Origin of the sequence: Sphaerotilus mobilis (genome assembly GCF_004216565.1) — a bacterium.
Lineage (GTDB): Bacteria > Pseudomonadota > Gammaproteobacteria > Burkholderiales > Burkholderiaceae_C > Sphaerotilus > Sphaerotilus mobilis.
This window is the reverse complement of the sequence record NZ_SGWV01000009.1, coordinates 409,616-424,595: the sequence shown is the minus strand read 5'-3', so window position 1 is coordinate 424,595 and position 14,980 is coordinate 409,616. Positions and strand designations below refer to the sequence as shown.

At 68.3% G+C, this 14,980-nt stretch carries 17 protein-coding genes; 5 read left to right on the top strand and 12 right to left on the bottom strand.

Annotation, left to right across the window (positions count from 1 at the left end; translation table 11 throughout):
* Nucleotides 1-2 precede the first annotated feature (2 nt).
* From EV685_RS11190 to EV685_RS11170, 5 genes are all read right to left on the bottom strand, one after another.
* The gene (locus EV685_RS11190) at nucleotides 3-1,190 is read right to left on the bottom strand and encodes an acetyl-CoA C-acyltransferase (RefSeq protein WP_130482091.1); all 1,188 of its coding nucleotides are present in this window, start codon (nucleotides 1,188-1,190) and stop codon (nucleotides 3-5) included.
* A gap of 62 nt (nucleotides 1,191-1,252) precedes the next feature.
* Complete coding sequence (gene aceK, locus EV685_RS11185) at nucleotides 1,253-3,085, bottom strand: bifunctional isocitrate dehydrogenase kinase/phosphatase (RefSeq protein WP_130482090.1); 1,833 nt, start codon at nucleotides 3,083-3,085, stop codon at nucleotides 1,253-1,255.
* Complete coding sequence (gene can / locus EV685_RS11180) at nucleotides 3,085-3,807, bottom strand: carbonate dehydratase (protein ID WP_130482089.1); 723 nt, start codon at nucleotides 3,805-3,807, stop codon at nucleotides 3,085-3,087. The genes aceK and can overlap by 1 nt, the downstream gene beginning before the upstream one ends.
* 48 nt (nucleotides 3,808-3,855) lie before the next feature.
* On the bottom strand, nucleotides 3,856-4,320 hold the full coding sequence (locus tag EV685_RS11175; RefSeq protein ID WP_130482088.1) for a PaaI family thioesterase: 465 nt from the start codon (nucleotides 4,318-4,320) through the stop codon (nucleotides 3,856-3,858).
* A 33-nt stretch (nucleotides 4,321-4,353) separates the two neighbouring features.
* Nucleotides 4,354-4,776: a MerR family transcriptional regulator gene (locus EV685_RS11170; RefSeq protein ID WP_130482087.1), complete on the bottom strand. Its 423-nt coding sequence runs from the start codon at nucleotides 4,774-4,776 to the stop codon at nucleotides 4,354-4,356.
* Between the two features lie 119 nt (nucleotides 4,777-4,895).
* On the opposite strand from EV685_RS11170, the gene EV685_RS11165 reads away from it, so the two are divergent.
* On the top strand, nucleotides 4,896-5,984 hold the full coding sequence (locus tag EV685_RS11165) for an MBL fold metallo-hydrolase (protein WP_130482086.1): 1,089 nt from the start codon (nucleotides 4,896-4,898) through the stop codon (nucleotides 5,982-5,984).
* Between the two features lie 19 nt (nucleotides 5,985-6,003).
* Here EV685_RS11165 and EV685_RS11160 read toward each other — a convergent pair whose 3' ends face one another.
* The 6 genes from EV685_RS11160 to EV685_RS11135 form a co-directional block, all read right to left on the bottom strand.
* Nucleotides 6,004-6,774, bottom strand: coding sequence for a ParA family protein (locus EV685_RS11160; RefSeq protein WP_130482085.1), 771 nt, complete (start codon nucleotides 6,772-6,774; stop codon nucleotides 6,004-6,006).
* A 61-nt stretch (nucleotides 6,775-6,835) separates the two neighbouring features.
* The gene (locus EV685_RS11155) at nucleotides 6,836-7,447 is read right to left on the bottom strand and encodes a LysE family transporter (RefSeq protein WP_130482084.1); all 612 of its coding nucleotides are present in this window, start codon (nucleotides 7,445-7,447) and stop codon (nucleotides 6,836-6,838) included.
* Nucleotides 7,448-7,571: 124 nt separating this feature from the next.
* Nucleotides 7,572-8,228, bottom strand: coding sequence for a 16S rRNA (guanine(527)-N(7))-methyltransferase RsmG (gene rsmG / locus EV685_RS11150; RefSeq protein WP_130482083.1), 657 nt, complete (start codon nucleotides 8,226-8,228; stop codon nucleotides 7,572-7,574).
* Nucleotides 8,218-10,206 carry a tRNA uridine-5-carboxymethylaminomethyl(34) synthesis enzyme MnmG gene (mnmG, locus tag EV685_RS11145; RefSeq protein WP_130482362.1) on the bottom strand — a complete coding sequence of 663 codons (1,989 nt, stop codon included), beginning with the start codon at nucleotides 10,204-10,206 and terminating at the stop codon, nucleotides 8,218-8,220. Before mnmG ends, rsmG begins: the two co-directional genes overlap by 11 nt.
* Before the next feature lie 113 nt (nucleotides 10,207-10,319).
* Nucleotides 10,320-10,850: a M48 metallopeptidase family protein gene (locus EV685_RS11140; protein WP_130482082.1), complete on the bottom strand. Its 531-nt coding sequence runs from the start codon at nucleotides 10,848-10,850 to the stop codon at nucleotides 10,320-10,322.
* A gap of 25 nt (nucleotides 10,851-10,875) precedes the next feature.
* Complete coding sequence (locus tag EV685_RS11135) at nucleotides 10,876-11,529, bottom strand: YecA/YgfB family protein (RefSeq protein WP_165396774.1); 654 nt, start codon at nucleotides 11,527-11,529, stop codon at nucleotides 10,876-10,878.
* A 93-nt stretch (nucleotides 11,530-11,622) separates the two neighbouring features.
* On the opposite strand from EV685_RS11135, the gene EV685_RS11130 reads away from it, so the two are divergent.
* Nucleotides 11,623-11,901: a YkgJ family cysteine cluster protein gene (locus tag EV685_RS11130; protein ID WP_130482080.1), complete on the top strand. Its 279-nt coding sequence runs from the start codon at nucleotides 11,623-11,625 to the stop codon at nucleotides 11,899-11,901.
* A 26-nt stretch (nucleotides 11,902-11,927) separates the two neighbouring features.
* On the opposite strand, the gene EV685_RS11125 is transcribed toward EV685_RS11130, so the two are convergent.
* On the bottom strand, nucleotides 11,928-12,155 hold the full coding sequence (locus tag EV685_RS11125; RefSeq protein WP_130482079.1) for a DUF2061 domain-containing protein: 228 nt from the start codon (nucleotides 12,153-12,155) through the stop codon (nucleotides 11,928-11,930).
* 341 nt (nucleotides 12,156-12,496) lie between these two features.
* Here EV685_RS11125 and EV685_RS11120 point away from each other — a divergent pair, with 341 nt between their 5' ends.
* The 3 genes from EV685_RS11120 (at nucleotide 12,497) to EV685_RS11110 (ending at nucleotide 14,681) form a co-directional block, all read left to right on the top strand.
* Entirely contained in the window at nucleotides 12,497-12,844 is a 348-nt protein-coding gene (locus tag EV685_RS11120; protein WP_130482078.1) for a ribbon-helix-helix domain-containing protein, read from the top strand.
* A gap of 170 nt (nucleotides 12,845-13,014) precedes the next feature.
* Nucleotides 13,015-14,298 (top strand): PQQ-dependent sugar dehydrogenase, encoded by a 1,284-nt coding sequence (locus EV685_RS11115; RefSeq protein WP_130482077.1) that lies wholly within the window; start codon nucleotides 13,015-13,017, stop codon nucleotides 14,296-14,298.
* Nucleotides 14,299-14,318: 20 nt separating this feature from the next.
* Nucleotides 14,319-14,681, top strand: a complete 363-nt coding sequence (locus tag EV685_RS11110; protein ID WP_130482076.1) for a c-type cytochrome — start codon at nucleotides 14,319-14,321, stop codon at nucleotides 14,679-14,681.
* Nucleotides 14,682-14,980: the final 299 nt, after the last annotated feature.

Below are 14,980 nucleotides of genomic sequence, written 5' to 3'. Positions count from 1 at the left end.
GTTCACAACATCTCAAGCGCCAGCGCCGTCGCCTCGCCGCCGCCGATGCACAGGCTGGCCATGCCGCGGCTCAGGCCGCGTTTGCGGAGGGCGCCCAGCAGCGTCACGACGATGCGGGCGCCGGAGGCGCCGATGGGGTGGCCGAGGGCGCAGGCGCCGCCGTGCACGTTGACGATGTCGTGGGGCAGGTCGAAGTCGGCCATGGCGGCAAGGGTGACGGCGGCGAAGGCCTCGTTGACCTCCCAGAGCTGCACGTCAGCGGCGCTCCAGCCGGCCTTGGCGAGGGCCTTGCGGATGGCGCCGGCCGGGGCGGTGCTGAACCAGGCCGGCTCCTGGGCGTGGACCGCGTGGCTCACGATGCGAGCCAGCGGGTGCAGGCCGCGCGCCTGGGCGGTCGAGGCCCGCATCAGGACCAGCGCGGCCGCGCCGTCGCTGATGCTGCTGGCGTTGGCGGCGGTGATGGTGCCGTCCTTCACGAAGGCCGGCCGCAGGCTGCCAATCTTGTCGAGCCGGGCCTTGGCGGGCTGCTCGTCGTGGCGGACCAGCGTCTCGCCGCCGCGGCCGCTGACTGTCACCGGCGCGATCTCCCAGTCGAAGCTGCCGTCCTCGTTGGCGGTCTTGGCGCGGGTGGTCGAGGTGATGGCGTAGCCGTCCTGCGCCTCGCGGGTGAAACCGTATTTCGCCACGCAGGCCTCGGCGAACACGCCCATGGCCTTGCCGCGCTCGTAGGCGTCTTCGAGGCCGTCCATGGCCATGTGGTCGAACATCTGCGCCGCGCCGTACTTCACGCCCTTGCGCGCGAACATCAGGTGGGGCGCGTTGGTCATGCTCTCCATGCCTCCGGCGACGACCACGTCGGCGCTGCCGGCAGCCAGCATGTCGTGGCCGAACATCATGGCGCGCATGCCCGAGCCGCACATCTTGCTGAGCGTGACCGCACCGGCGCTCAGCGGCAGGCCGGCCTTCAGCGCGGCCTGGCGGGCGGGGGCCTGGCCCTGTCCGGCCATCAGGCAGTTGCCCATCAGGACCTCGTCGACGGCGGCACCGTCGATGCCGGCGCGCTGCACGGCCGCCGCAATGGCGACACCGCCGAGTTCGGCGGCGCTCAGGCCGGCGAAGTCACCCAGCAGGCCGCCGATCGGCGTGCGGGCGGCGGAGACGATGACGATGGGGTCGGTGGCGGTGGACATGGCAGTGGACATAGCAGGAACCTCGTGTGGATCGGCCCTGGCGGCCGTGGGCCTGGGCGGAATCAGTCGGCCGATTGGCCGGCTTGCGCCAGGCTGTTGCTGCTGGGGCCACGCGGCGCGCCGCCGTTGCGGTGGCTGACGAAGCGCTTGTCTTGTTCGTAGGGGAAGACGTCGTGCACGTGGCCGGCCAGGATGCGTTCCTTGTGGCCCTGCCAGAAGGCGGCATCGAGCAGGTCGCCGTGGTGCTTGAGGAAGACCGCGCGCACCGCGTGGTTGCCCAGCAGGAAGGGGCCGAAGGTCTCGGGGAAGACGTCCTTGGGACCGACCCGATACCAGATCTCGCCGGACATCTCGTCTTCCTCGTTGCGCGGCTCGGGCACGCGGCGGAAGTTGCAGTCGGTGATGTATTCGATCTCGTCGTAGTCGTAGAAGACGACCTTGTTCTGCCGCATCACGCCGAAGTTCTTCCACAGCATGTCGCCGGGGAAGATGTTGGCCGCCACCAGGTCCTTGATCGCGTTGCCGTACTCGATCACCGCATGTTCGAGCTGCGACGGATCGGCCTCCTGCAGGTAGATGTTGAGCGGCACCATGCGGCGCTCGATGTAGACGTGCTTGAGGATGACCTCCTGCTCGCCGTCGCCGTCGCGGTCGGAGATCTCCAGCTGGCTGGGCGCGAACTTCAGGATCTCGTCGATCAGCTCCTGCTCGAAGCGGGCCCGCGGGAAGGCGACGTTGCTGAACTCGAGCGTGTCGGCCATGCGCCCGACCCGGTCGTGCTGCTTGACCAGCAGGTACTTGCTCTTGATCAGCTCGCGCGTGGTGTCCTTCTGCGGCGGGTAGTAGTCCTTGATCACCTTGAAGACGAAGGGATAGCTCGGCAGGTCGAACACCAGCATCACCATGCCCTTGATGCCGGGCGCGATGCGGAAATGGTCGCTGCTGTGACGCAGGTGGAACTGGAAGTCGCGGAAGAACAGCGTCTTGCCCTGCTTTTGCAGGCCCAGCGCGTTGTAGAGCTCGCTGCGCGGCTTGCGCGGCATCATCGAGCGCAGGAACTGCACATAGGCCGAGGGCACCTCCATCTCGACCATGAAGTAGGCCCGCGCGAAGCTGAAGAGCATCTGCAGGTCGTCCTCGCCGAGCAACATGGCGTCGACGTAGAACTCGCCGGTGGCGTTGTGCAGGATGGGCAGCGCGAAGGGCGTCTCGCGGTAGCCGTTGAGGATCTTGCCGACGATGTAGGCGCCCTTGTTGCGGAAGAACAGCGAGGACAGCACCTGGAACTGGAAGTTGGTGCGCAGGCGCTCGTCGCCGAGTTCCTGGCGCATGACCGCGTCGATGTGGTCGATGTCGCGGTCGAAGTTCTCCCAGCGACCCTGCAGGTCGAAGTCACCCACCAGCTGGGCGAGCGTCTCGCGCAGCGTCTCGCGGGTCGGGTACCAGGCCCGGAAGGTCGGCTTGGCGGTGGGCTCGTTGTTCTCGATGTACTCGGTGCTGACGGCCGGGCGCACGAAGATGAAGTCGTTGTGGAAGTAGTCCCGGTGCAGGATCTTGGTGGTGACCGAGTTGAAGAAGGTCTCGGCCAGCTCGGGCTGGTGGTGGTTGGTCAGCAGGCCGATGTAGTGCAGCTTGATCTGCTGCCAGACGTCCATCGCCAGCGTGCCGGCCTTGAACTCGGTCTGCAGCCGGTCGGCCGCTTCCTGCACCCGGATGTCGTAGAACTCGATGCGCTCGCGCTGGGCGCGCTGCTGGCCATGCCAGTCGGCCACCTCGAAGCGGGCCTTGGCCTCGGCACTGGTCTCGCGGAACAGCCGGTAGTGGCGGTTGAAGCCTTCGAGCAACGCGGTGGCGATGTCAAAGGCGCGGCTGTCGTTGAGCTGTTGCGGGAACATCAGTCGGCTTTCTGCGCCGCCGTCGGGTCGGCGGGTGCGGCGGTGGCGGCGGTCGCGGGATCCGCGCTGACGTAGCGGGCGGTCAGCGCGTCGAGGGCGGCAGCGTAGGCCGGCTGGATATCGCCACCCTGACGGACCGTCATGCGCAGGTCCTGCAGCAGACCGTTGTGCAGGCCGTAGACCCAGCCGTGCACGACGACCTCCTGGCCGCGCGCCCAGGCGTCCTGCACGGCGCTGGTGTGGCAGACGTTGAGCGACTGCTCCAGCACGTTGAGCTCGACCAGCGCGTTCAGGCGCAGCTCCGGCGCGATGCGGTCCAGCAGGTTCTGGTGCAGGTGGCGCACGTCCTTGACGTGGCGGATCCAGTTGTCGACCAGGCCCAGGCGGAGGTCGTTGAGCGCGGCCTTCACGCCGCCGCAGTTGGAATGGCCGACCACGATGATGTGCTGGACCTTCAGCCCGTCGACGGCGAACTGGATCACCGACAGCGCGTTCATGTCCGAGTGCACGACCACGTTGGCGACGTTGCGGTGCACGAACAGCTCGCCGGGCAGCAGCCCGACCAGCTCGTTGGCCGGCACGCGGCTGTCGGCGCAGCCGATCCACAGGTATTGCGGCGTCTGCTGTTCCAGCAGCTTCGAGAAGAAGCCGGGCTCCCGCTGCTCGACCTTGCGGGCCCAGTGGCGGTTGCTGTCGAAGAGTTCTTGCAGTTCGGTGGTCATGGCGAGAATTGTTGCGCAGCCGCATGGCGCTGCGGTCACTTCCGGGTATCAGCCGCGCACGTCCTCGCGGCCGCTGATGGTCATCACCGTGGCCGTCATGGTGGCCACGACCTGGGTCTGCGCCGGGTCGCGCGGGTGTGCTTGCACGGCCTGTCCCTCGACCACGCTGATGGTCCGGCCGGCCTTGACGACCCGTCCGGTCATGCGGATCACCGGTCCGCGCGCGGGCGCCAGCAGGTTGACCTTGAACTCGATCGTCAGCACGCCCGCATCGGCCGGCATCAGGCTGGACGCCGCATAGCCGCAGGCCGAATCGAGCGCGGTGGAGACGATGCCGGCGTGCACAAAGCCGTGCTGCTGGCAGATCGCCGGGCCGTGCGGCAGCTCGATCTCGACCTCGCCGGGCCGCACCGCGACCAGGCGCGCGCCGATGGTCGACATGGCGCTCTGGCGGGCAAAGGACTCTGCGACGCGTTCGGCGTAGGCGGGGTCGGCGGCCTGGAAGGCGGACATGGGCGGGTCTCCGGTGGGGGCTCGATCAGTCGATCAGTCGATCGCGTCGCTCAGCTCGCCGGACTTGCCGTCGAGCATGCGCAGGCAGCGGTCCTCGTGCTGGGCGATTTCGGCCAGCGTCACCTGCAGATCCTCCAGCTGCTGCTCCAGCTGGCTGCGGTGCTGGCGCAAGATGCCGAGGAAGGCCTGCAGCTGCTGGTGGGTGTCGTCCGGCGAGTCGTACATGTCGACCAGCTGCTTGATCTCCTGCAGGCTCAGCCCCAGGCGCTTGCCGCGCAGCGTGAGCTTGAGCCGCGTCCGGTCGCGGTGGGTGTAGACGCGGTTGCGGCCGTCGCGGGCCGGTTCGAGCAGGCCGACGTCCTCGTAGAAGCGGATCGCGCGCGGCGTGATGTCGAACTCGGCCGACAGCTCGGAGATCGTGAAGGTCCGGGTGGCAGCAGCAAGGCTGGTGGTCATGGCTCGCGGTCCGGTCGGAGGTGAGAGGCGCTGGTTAAACTGCCGTTGACGTAAACGTCAAGTTCACCAGTCTAACCTTGCGATCCGGCCGCTGACCGGGTCGACGCGATGGAGTCCCGATGGCCAATCCGCTCGAACACCAGCTCGACTACGTCCTTGGCGACAGCGTCCCCGAACCGGGCCAGGCGATCACGCTGGCGCCCGGCGTGCGCTGGATCCGCATGGGCCTGCCCTTCGCGCTGGACCACATCAACCTGTGGCTGCTGCGTGACCGGCTCGACGGCCGCGAGGGCTGGACGGTGGTCGACTGCGGCATCACCAACGACCCGACCCAGCGCGCCTGGGAACAGGTCTTCGCCGAGCAGATGGACGGTCTGCCGGTGCTGCGGGTGATCGTCACCCACATGCACCCGGACCACATCGGGCTGGCGCACTGGCTGTGCGAGCGCTGGACCACGCCCGAGCATGACTGCCGACTCTGGATCAGCGGCACCGACTGGAACGCCGCGCGCATGGCCAGCCAGCAGACCACCGGTTATGGTGGCGAGGCGGCGGCGCGCTTCTTCGCCTCGCATGGCCTGAACGATCCGGAGCGCCAGGCCAAGGTCCGCGCCCGGGGCAACTACTACGGCTCGATGGTGCCGAAGGTGCCGACCCAGTTCCGGCGCCTGATGGACGCTCAGGTGATCGAGATCGGCGGCCAGGCGTGGCACTGCATCGCCGGCCACGGCCACGCGCCCGAGCACATCAGCCTGCATGCGCCGGGGCTGGGCCTCATGATTTCCGGCGACATGGTGCTGCCGCGCATCTCGACCAATGTCAGCGTGATCGACCTGGAGCCCGAGGCCGACCCGCTGCGGCTCTACCTCGAATCGCTCGACCGCCTGCGTCCGCTGCCGGCCGACACGCTGGTGCTGCCCTCGCACGGCAAGCCCTTCCGCGGGCTGCACGCGCGCATCGACCAGTTGCATGGCCACCATGAGGAACGCCTGGCCGAGGTGATGGAGGCCTGCGCCGCCGCGCCGCAGAGTGCCGCCGATGTGCTGCCGGTGCTGTTCAAGCGGGCGCTGGACCTGCACCAGACCACCTTCGCGATGGGCGAGTCGGTCGCCCACCTGCACGCGCTGTGGCTGTCCGGCCGGCTGGTGCGCAGCCGGGACGCCGAGGGCATCTGGCGCTTCGGCTTGCCGGCCAGCGCGCTGGCCTGAGGCCAGCCGGCGACCCTGGTCAGAGCGCCTTGACGCGCTCGACCATCTCCTGCGCGAACTCGACGAAGGCCTGCGCGCCGCGCGAGGCCGGGTCGAACACGACGCCCGGCAGGCCGTAGCTGGGCGCTTCGGCCAGGCGAACGTTGCGCGGGATCATGCTGTTGAAGACCTTGTCGCCGAAGTGCGCCTTGAGCTGGTCGCTGACCTGCTGCTGCAGCGTGATGCGCGGGTCGAACATCACCCGCAGCAGGCCGATCAGCTGCAGGTCGCGGTTGAGGTTGGCGTGCACCTGCTTGATGGTGTTGACCAGGTCGGACAGGCCTTCGAGCGCGAAGTATTCGCACTGCATCGGCACGATCACGCCGTGGGCGCAGTTCAGACCGTTGAGCGTCAGCAGGCTCAGCGAGGGCGGGCAGTCGATCAGCACAAAGTCGTAGTCGTCCAGCGCGGGCGTCAGCGCGACTTTCAGGCGGCGGTCGCGCTGCTCCAGGTTGACCAGCTCGATCTCGGCGCCGGCCAGCTCGCGGTTGGCGCCCAGCACGTCATAGCCGGCCTTGTCGCTGCGCACGCGGGAGTCGCGCACGCTGACGCTGCCCAGCAGCACGTCGTAGACGGTGGCCTTCAGCCCGCGCTTGTCGACGCCTGAACCCATGGTCGCGTTGCCCTGCGGGTCAAGATCGATCACCAGCACGCGCTGGCCGATCTGACCGAGTCCGGCGGCGAGGTTGACGGTGGTGGTCGTCTTGCCGACGCCACCTTTTTGATTGGCGATGCAGAAGATACGGGCCATGGGTGCGCGGTCTGGGAGCGGTGGGGGAAGGTCAGAGGGGCGAGGGGCGGACGGACGAGGCTCAGCGCACCATGCGCAGGCCGAAGCCGATCAGGCAGAGACCGGCGCCGCGTTGCAGCAGCAGGGCCAGCCGGCGATGCGCCCGGACGTGCCCGGCGATGCGTTCGGCGAAGGCACACAAGGTCAGGCACCACAGCGCGGTGATGACCGCGATGGTCACGGCCATGGCCGCGAAGGTCGGCAGGCCGAGGTGGGTGGCTGGGTCGATGAAGAGCGGGAAGAAGGCCATGTAGAACACGATGGCCTTGGGGTTGAGCAGGGTGATCAGCAGGGCCTGGCGGAAGTAGTGGCTGGGGGCGATCTTGACGGGGCTGGCGTCTTCGCCCTCCTTGGCGACCAGCAGCTTCCAGCCGATCCACGCCAGGTAGGCGGCGCCGGCCCAGCGCACCGCGTCGAACAGCCAGGGCGTCGCGGCCATCAGCGCGGCAACGCCCGCAACGGCCAACCACAGCAGGACCTGGTCACCGACGATCAGGCCGAAGGTCGCGGCGCTGCCGGCCTTGAAACCGCCTTGTCCGGTGGCGCCCAGCAGCGCGAAGGTGCCCGGTCCGGGCAGGGCGAGGAAGACGACGATGGCGGCGCAAAAGGCGCCGAAGTCCGCGATGCCGAGCATGGAGAAGGTCTTTCGGAAGGCCGTGGATCAGGGGCGATCGAGCGTACCGCAGATGCCTGTCACGGCATCCGTCGCGCGCGAGCCCAAGCGATGCGGTGGGACCGTCGGCGCGCCGACTGTTGCGTCAAACAGTCGCCGGGCGCATCCAGATCAGGCAGCGTTCGGCATCCAGCTGCGGGACCTTCAGCGGTTCCACGTGAAACACGGTGACATCGGCCGGCAAGGCGTCGATCTCGGTTTGCGGATGCTGGCCCTTCATCGCCATCCAGCAGGCGCCGGGCGCCAGCAGAGCGCGCGTCAGCCGGACCAGGTCCGCCAGCGAGGCGAAGGCGCGGGCGGTGATGACGTCGAAGGGCGGGTCCTTCAGTTCCTCGACCCGGGCATGGCGGGCCTGCAGATTGGGCAGACGCAGCTCGGCGGCCACCTGGCGGATGAAGGTCGCCTTCTTGCCGACCGTGTCGACGCAGGTGACGGCCACGTCCGGCCGCAGCACGGCGACGACCACGCCCGGCAGGCCGCCGCCGGAGCCGACGTCCAGCAGCCGGATCGCCGGGGCACCGAGCGTGGCGCGGTGCCGGTCCAGCGGCGCCAGCACCGACAGGCTGTCGAGCAGGTGCTGCACCAGCATCTGCTGCGGGTCGCGGATGGCGGTCAGGTTGTAGACCGCGTTCCAGCGCTGCAGCAGCGCCAGATAGGCCAGCAGCGTGTCGGCTTGTGCGTCGCTGATCGGTGTGCCGAGCGTCGTGGCACCGGTCTGCAGCTGGGTGCGATCAGCCGACATCGCTGGCCGTTTCTGCCGGGGTGCCGACCATCTTGTCGAAGCCCTTGTACTTGCCCTTCTTCAGGTGGACCAGCAGCAGCGAGATCGCGGCCGGGGTGATGCCCGACACCCGCGAGGCCTGGCCCAGCGTCTCCGGCCGGTGCTTGGCCAGCTTCTGGCGAACCTCGAAGGACAGGGCGGTGACCTGGGCGTAGTCCAGCTCGGCGGGCAGGCGCAGGTGTTCGTAGTGGGCGGCGCGCATGACTTCGTCGTTTTGCTTGTCGATGTAGCCGGCGTATTTGGTCGCGATCTCCAGCTGCTCGATGACCGCATCGGCCAGCGTCGTGCCGAGGCGGGCGATCAGCGTTTCACGTGAAACACGCTCGTCCGGCGCCGTGTGCGGGCGGGCGAGGGCGGCCACTTCGGCGACCGCGTCGTAGCCGACGCCGGGCCGGCGCAGCAGGTCGGTCAGGTTGTATTCGCGCTCCAGGGCCTTGCCCAGCAGCCGCTCGGCCTGAGCCGCATCAAGGATGCCGGGGTGCACCCAGGTCGACTTCAGCCGCTCGGTCTCGCGCGCCAGCGCGTCGCGCTTGCGGTTGAAGGCTTCCCAACGCAGATCGTCGACCAGACCGATCTGCCGGCCCAGCTCGGTCAGGCGCAGATCGGCGTTGTCTTCGCGCAGTTGCAGACGGAACTCGGCCCGGCTGGTGAACATGCGATAGGGCTCGGTCACGCCCTTGGTGATCAGGTCGTCGACCAGCACACCGAGGTAGGCCTGATCACGACGCAGCGTCAGCGGGCCGTCGCCGCGTGCCTGCAGAGCGGCGTTGGCGCCGGCGTGCAGGCCCTGGGCGGCGGCTTCTTCGTAGCCGGTCGTGCCGTTGATCTGGCCTGCGAAGAACAGGCCGCCGATCGCCTTGGACTCGAAGCTCGCGCTCAGCTCGCGCGGGTCGAAGTAGTCGTATTCGATGGCGTAGCCGGGCCGCAGGATGTGGGCGTGTTCCAGGCCCGGCAGGGTGCGCACGGCGGCGAGCTGGATGTCGAAGGGCAGGGAGGTCGAGATGCCGTTCGGGTAGTACTCGTTCGTCGTCAGGCCTTCGGGCTCCAGGAAGATCTGGTGGCTGTCCTTGTCGGCGAAGCGGTTGATCTTGTCTTCGATGCTGGGGCAGTAGCGCGGGCCGACGCCCTCGATCACGCCAGTGAACATGGGGCTGCGGTCGAACCCGGTGCGCAGGATGGCGTGTGTCTGCTCGCTGGTGTGGGTGATCCAGCAGGGCACCTGGCGCGGGTGCTGCCCGGCGTGGCCGAGGAAGCTGAAGACGGGCACCGGGTCCAGGTCGCCGGGTTGTTCGGTCAGGCGGCTGAAGTCGATCGAGCGGCCGTCGATGCGCGGCGGCGTGCCGGTCTTGAGGCGGCCTTGCGGCAGCTTCAGCTCCTTGAGCCGGCTCGACAGGCTGACGGCGGGCGGGTCTCCGGCGCGTCCGGCCGGGTAGTTGTTCAGGCCGACATGGATCTTGCCGTCCAGGAAGGTGCCGGCGGTCAGCACGACGGTGCGGCTGCGGAAGCGGATGCCGACCTGGGTGACGGCGCCGACGACGCGGTCGCCTTCCACCATCAGGTCATCGACGGCTTGCTGGAACAGCCACAGCTTCGGCTGGTTCTCCAGCCGCTGGCGGATGGCGGCCTTGTAGAGGATGCGATCGGCCTGCGCCCGGGTCGCCCGCACGGCGGGGCCCTTGCTGGAGTTCAGGATGCGGAACTGGATGCCGGACTCGTCCGTGGCCGCCGCCATCGCACCGCCGAGCGCGTCAACTTCCTTGACGAGGTGACCCTTGCCGATCCCGCCGATCGACGGGTTGCAGCTCATCTGGCCCAGCGTCTCGATGTTGTGGGTCAGCAGCAAGGTGCTCGCGCCCATGCGCGCGGCGGCGAGCGCGGCCTCGGTGCCGGCATGGCCGCCGCCGACCACGATCACGTCGAATTCCTGGGGATAGAGCATCTGGGCTACCTGCTTGGACAACCCACGATTTTAGGGAGGGCCTGTGGACAAGTCACCCGCGCCGCCCGGGAGGCCCTGCACGGTTCCACGTGAAACAGCGCCAGGGCGCCGGATCAGGCGATGCGCGGAGCGGCCTTGTCCAGCGCCAGCGCGATCAGGTGCAGGCGCAGGTCGAACTCCAGCTGGTGGTAGTCCGGCTCCATGTGGCAACACAGCGCGTAGAAGGCGCGGTCGTGTTCACGCTCGCGCAGGTGGGCGAGTTCGTGCACGACGATCATCTTCAGGAACTCGGGCGGCGCATCGCGGAACAGCGCGGCAATGCGGATCTCGCGCTTGGCCTTGAGCTGTCCGCCTTGCACCCGGGCGATGGTCGTGTGGGTGCCGAGCGCGTTCTGGATCACGTCCAGCCGGGCCGCGTAGACCACCTTGGCCAGCGGCGGCGCACTCTTCAGAAAGCGTGACTTGAGCGCCTGGGTGTAGTCGTAGAGCGCGGCGTCGGTGCGCACGATGTGGCGTTCCGGGTAGCGCCGGGCCAGTCGTTCAGGCAGTCCGCCGGACAGCGCCAGCGTGCGGACCTGCTCGCGCACCGCATCGCCATAGCCGGCGACCAGGCGCAGCGCGTGTTCGACGGTGCTCGCATCCATGGCCGGGCGGATGGCGGTGCGGCGATCAGGCGTCGGCCGCGTCGTCGCTCGGGTCGGCGGCGACGGCCGGGTCCAGCCTTGTCGGATGCCAGTGGCGCAGCAGCGCCTCGATCGAGTCCGGCACCTGGCGGCTCCACTCGTCGCGCTGGGCCGGCGTGGCGACCAGGGCGGAGTCCTCGGGCGCCAGCTCGTCGCCGCCCAGCAGCACGATCGGGCGCAGCGCCAGCGCCACCTCGGGCAGGTCCCAGTCGTGTTGCCACTGGTCGGCGCAGAGGTCCAGCGCCAGCAGGAAACCGGCACACCAGACCTGGGCATCGACCCATTCTTCGGGGCCCGACTCGGCCACACCGAACCAGGGCTCGAAGCGCGACATGTCGCCGCGCAGTTGGCGGTCTGTGCCGGCCATCATGCGCAGCGCGAGTTGCACCACCTTCTTGGTCTGCTTGCCGCTGGGGAAGGGCGGCTCGCTGTCCTCGTCGCCGCCCCAGATCCGCGACAGCCAGACGTCCGAGGCCGGCAGCTGCGGGCTGACCAGCAGGCCGGTCAGGTAGCCGTCGAGCGATTCGACATCGAGCACGGCATCGCTGTCGACCTTGGCGAGCAGGCTGTCGAGCTGGTCGACCTCGGCGTCGCTGAGGGGCTCGTTGGGCAGGGCGGGGTTGTATTGCGGGTGCTTCATGGCAGTCGATCGGCTGGCGCGGAGGGCCGTCAGTGTGGCACGCCCGGGGCGCCGCTCCGGCGACCGGAAGGGTGGCCTGCCTATCATTTGGCGATGCCGCCCACGCCGCCGCCCGTCTTCATCTGCCGACCGCACTGCGGTGCCTGCTGCACCGCACCGTCGATCAGCAGCGCCATCCCCGGCATGCCCGACGGCAAGCCGGCCGGCGTGCCCTGCGTGCAGCTCGATGCGGACCTGCGTTGCCGCCTCTTCGGCTCGCCCGAGCGCCCGGCGGTCTGCGCCGGCCTGCAACCCGGCCTGGAGATGTGTGGCACCGACCGCGTCCACGCGATGACCTGGCTGACGCGCCTGGAACAGGCGACGCGACCCTGAGGCGTTGTGCCGCTGACCCGGCTCGATCAGGCGCTGACCGAGGCCCCGTAGCCGGGTGACGGCGCGTCGATGCGAACCTCGCGAGGCTGCTGGCGACCTTCCCACCAGCGGTCGAAGAAATAGTGCGCGACCGTGTTGACGATGGGCTCGACCACGGTGATGGCGCCTGCGATCTGCCAACTTCCGGTCAGTCCGTAGCTGACGCCAAAGGCAATGCCGAGGTGCATGACGCCGAAGGTTGCCGACTTGGCCATGGTGGAACTCCTGTCTTCTTGAGAATGATTCGCAACAAGAGAAGGATCTCATGCCCGCTGGCCGAGCGGGATCGGGTCTGGCAATGGCTGCATTAGGGTCGCATCAGGTCCACATCAGGTCCACATCAGGGCCGCATGAGGGCCGTGTCGAACGCTTGTCCCAGCGCGGGCGCGTCACCTTGTCGCCTGGGCGACCTGTGTGCTTGGGATCTTCCCGCGTAGGTAGCCAACTATCACCAGAGCCTGCAAACCAGCGGAGAAACTCCGCTGTAACGGTCTCCCGGCAGCTCCGGTCTGCGGAGTCAGGAGCGGTGTCAGGAAGCACACGACAGGAGTTCCGCATGTGCGAGTTTTTCGTCAAGGCTGATCCCATCCTCTATGAACAGCGCACCCGGACCATCCGGATCCACGGTGTGCTGACCAGCATCCGGCTGGAGAACATGGTGTGGGACACCTTGGCCGAGATGGCCGCCGCCGAGGACCGCACGACCAACGCGCTGATCGTCCAGCTGCACGACGAGATCGTGGCCCATCGCGGCGAGGTGCCGAACTTCGCGTCCTTCCTGCGCGTGACCTGCATGCGTTTCATGCGCCGCCAGATCGACAACCTGCAGGCCGACGAACCCGTGGTCGCGAAGGTTCAGCCGCTCGCCCGGCCACAGGTGGTGCCGATGGCCGCGCGCAGCTAGCGCCGCTGTTTGCCGGCAGGCGCGTCTTGTGGACGTGCGGGTCGGCTCTCCAGATTTCAGGGATTCAGGCAACTCCGCCGCCGATGGCGGGGGCGGCCGGATGGCTGCTGCGTGAACGTCGGACGCAGTGGTTTCACGTGAAACGACGATCAAACCGTGGAGACTCAGACATGAAGCACCGTTCCTTGTTTGCCGTGGGTGGGGTTGCGCTGGCGGCCATGCTGGCCGTAGCTGGCGTGCAGGCCCAGACCATCGAGAAGATGAAGCAGTTCAAGGTCGCCACCACCGATCTGAATCTGCCGGTGGTCGCCCAGGAAGGGCGCAACGCCAACGCGATCCGCAAGAACCTGGAAAAGGTGAAGCTGCCGCCGGGCTTCAAGATCGAGCTGTTTGCGGTCGTGCCCGATGCCCGTCACATGGCGGTGGCGCCCAGCACCAACATGCTCTTCGTCGGCACCCGCAAGACGTCCGTCTGGGCCGTCACCGACCGCAACAGCGACGGTGTCGCCGACGAGGTCAAGTCCTTTGCCCCGGGCCTGAACTTCAAGGTGCCCAACGGCGTGTGCTGGACCAAGGACGGCTTCCTGATCGTCGTCGAGCACAACCGGGTCCTGAACTTCCCGGCCGCCGAGTTCTTCTACGAAGGCCCGGACGTCGCGGTGATCGAGGCGGTGCCGCAGGGCGCGCTGATTCCCACCGAGCATGAGAGCTTCAACCACGGTGCGCGCACCTGCCGGGTCAGCGATGACGGCAAGCTGCACATCACGCTGGGTCAGCCTTTCAACGTGCAGCCCAAGGAGAAGATCGCCGAGTTCGAGAAGCTCGGCATCGGCGGCATGATCCGGCTGAACCCGTTTGACGGCTCCGGCCGTGAGGTGGTCGCCAGGGGCGTGCGCAACTCGGTGGGCATGGACATCAACCCGAAGGACAAGACGGTCTGGTTCACCGACAACCAGACCGACGGCATGGGCGACGACATCCCCCCGGGTGAACTCAACCGCATCACCAAGGCGGGCGGCGAGCACTTCGGCTATCCCTACATCCACGGCAACAACACCCAGATCGCCGGCACCGGCGCGGCGCCTGACCTGAAGGGCATGCAGCCGCCGGCGCAGTGGACCAAGCCGCAGGTCGAGCTGCCGGCCCACCAGGCGCAGCTGGGCATGAACTTCTACACCGGCAAGCAGTTCCCGGCGAAGTACCAGGGCGGCGTGTTCATCGCGGCACACGGCTCGTGGAACCGCACCAAGCCGTCCGGCGGTCTGGTGCAGTTCGTGCCGATCAAGGCCGACGGCACGGCCGGCGCGCTGGAGACCTTCGCGGAAGGCTTCCTCGACGCCGAGACCGGCAGCTACCGTGGCCGCCCGGTCGACGTGGCGGTCTGGAAGGACGGCTCGCTGCTGGTGTCGGACGACTACGCCGGTGCGATCTACCGCATCAGCTACAGCAACTGACGCCGGGGAAGGACCGCCGCATGAAGGTGTTTCAAGCAGGACGGGACGCTGTTGCGGCGACCCTGACGACCCTGGCCCTGGCCTCAGGTCTGGCGGCGGCGAGCGGATCGGCGCTCGCCGCTGACCCGGTCGCCGGCCGGCAGAAGGCGGGCATGTGCGCGACCTGCCACGGTCCGCTCGGCATGGGCCAGACGCCGGACGCGCCCCATCTGGCCGGTCAACCGGCGATCTACCTCGACGCCCAGCTCAAGGCCTTCCGCAGCGGCGCCCGCCGCCACGAGGTCATGAACGTGATGGCCCGGCCGCTCAGCGATGTGGACATCGCCAACCTGGCCGCCTGGTACGCCAGCCTGAAGATCGACGTCGTCCCTCCGCCGGACTGACGTGTCTCGGGGTCGTCCACGGACCCCGCAGACCTTCCAAGGCCACCCGGCATCCGTCGGGTGGCCTTTTTCATGGTTGTCCCGCCTTGTTCCCAGCCTGTCCATCGCTTGCCCCCAGGCTTGTCCACAGGTGGATCGACCGCCAGCGGCTTGTCCACACGCCGTCCCGCCGCCTGCACAGCCTGCCCCCAGCTTGTCCACAAGCCGATCGCCCTTTGTCCACCGACGGATGCGTTCCGACCGCATCGGACCGTTTCTGTCCACCGTGTCCGCACAGCTCATCCACCCGGTCTTGCACA